We start from the raw sequence: 1,899 nt of genomic DNA on the forward strand, positions 1-1,899 counted from the left end.
GAGATGATTTGGGAAAACAAGGTTATATTTAACATAAGAGAAAGGTGTGGTTTTGAGTGCACCACAAAGGTAACTTTGAGGAACAGAATTCCCTTTCTCTTTTTTAATCGTTTAGGACGCTATTGATCTAAAACCTTTAATTTCTAGTACGACTACCTTGTTTCATCAAAAACGGTCACTTTAGGCAATAGTTATCCTGCACAGCCATTACGCTGTTCTGATTTGGGATATTTTATGTTGTTGTTCTACTTTGTTTATCCAATGTTTGGGTGGTCCTCTGCTGTCAAACATAAAGACCGTTACCAAAATACCTTCTTTGCACCTAGGGCACCTTCGGTGTAAAATCGGCGGTGATTCTTGTTTTGGGGGTGGTTGCCCCATTTCTGCCATGAGCAGCGGTAATACTATTTTCTTTTTAGTACTACTTAAAAAACCATAGTGACGTATACGTACAAAACCCTTGGGTAAAATGTGCAGACTAAAACGCCTTATGAATTCTGAATCACTTAAACTAAGTAGCTGCTTTGCACCCCCTTTTCTATAATCCTTGGCAGTAAAACTAACCTTGCCATTAGCAAGTGATTGTATTCTGTGATTACTAATAGCGATCTTATGGGTATAGCGCCCTAAGTATTCCACAACATATTTAGGGTTTGCAAAAGGGCGTTTGGCATACACTACCCAATCTTTGGCGAAGAGTTTATCATAAAATGACTGTGGCTTGTCAAACTCCTTTCTGATGTTTTCTACAAAGCGTGCTCTAAAGACCTTACTCATTGCCTTTACTGGAAATAGGTACTTGCCTTTGTTTTTGGCATAGTTCCATTTTCCCTTTCCACTAATACCGCCTCCCGGAACGATACAATGTAAATGCGGATGCAAACTTAGATTCTGACCCCAAGTATGCAGTATGGCCACCATACCCATACTGGCACCAAGAAACTTTGGGTTGGCTCCAAAATCTTGTAGTATACTCCATGCGCTTTTAAACAAAATAGTATATACCTGTTTTGGAGCATATAAGCACAGCTGGTTCATTGTATCGGGCAGGGTAAACACCACATGAAAATAAGGCACGTTCAGCAGTTCCTTTTCCCGTGCCCGTATCCATTGTTCGCGTTTGTGCCCTTGGCACTTCGGGCAATGCCGATTGCGGCAGCTGTTGTAACTTAGGTGTAGCTGATTACACCGCGGGTTGTTGCAACGGTCTATATGACCGCCAAGTGCGGCAGTTCTACATTTGCGTAAGCCATGCAAGGTGCGTAATTGCCAAGTGTTGCTGGTATACTGTGATAACAGTTCTTCATTACGTTCCAATACATCGGCCACCTGATATAAGGGCCGTGACATTACTGAGAGCCGTATAACTTTTCCAAGGGACTGAAAACAGCGCTTTTAGAGCATTGGGAAACGTGCAGGTACACCATGGTCGTTTGAATGTCCACATGCCCCAAAAGGTCTTTTAGGCTCATAATGTCCAGCCCCATTTCCAACAGATGTGTAGCATAGGTATGACGGAGACTATGGGTGGTTACCTCTTTTAGGATACCGCTATGTTGCCTGGCCTGTTTTACTACCCATTGTACCCCATTGGGCGACAGGGCGACGGGTCTACCCGATCTGTCATTGCCATTAAAAAGCCATTGTACCGGATGCTCCGCCGCAAGATAGGTTTGTATGCCACGTACGAGCAGATCGCACAGGGGTACATAGCGGTCTTTGCGACCCTTGCCCTGACGGATATGTAGCCGTTTCCTGTCCATATCTACATCCTTAATGTGTAGATTGCGCAGCTCTGCGTTGCGAAGACCGCAGCCGTAAAGCAGCGCCAATAGCAAACGGTGCTTCTGTAGCTTGGGTGTTTTTAATAGTAGCTTTACTTCTTGCCTGCTCAGTACT

General features: G+C 44.0%; 2 protein-coding genes. Both read right to left on the reverse strand.

Annotated elements, in window-relative coordinates; all coding sequences use genetic code 11:
* Nucleotides 1-207: 207 nt before the first annotated feature.
* On the reverse strand, nt 208-1,350 hold the full coding sequence (locus tag ES765_RS21440) for an IS91 family transposase (RefSeq protein WP_138116571.1): 1,143 nt from the start codon (nt 1,348-1,350) through the stop codon (nt 208-210).
* Nucleotides 1,350-1,899 (reverse strand): tyrosine-type recombinase/integrase (locus ES765_RS21445; RefSeq protein WP_138116573.1); only part of this gene is annotated, 550 nt, incomplete at its 5' end. The genes ES765_RS21445 and ES765_RS21440, both read right to left, overlap by 1 nt.

The organism is Maribacter sp. ACAM166 (assembly GCF_005771495.1).
Taxonomy (GTDB): Bacteria; Bacteroidota; Bacteroidia; order Flavobacteriales; family Flavobacteriaceae; genus Maribacter.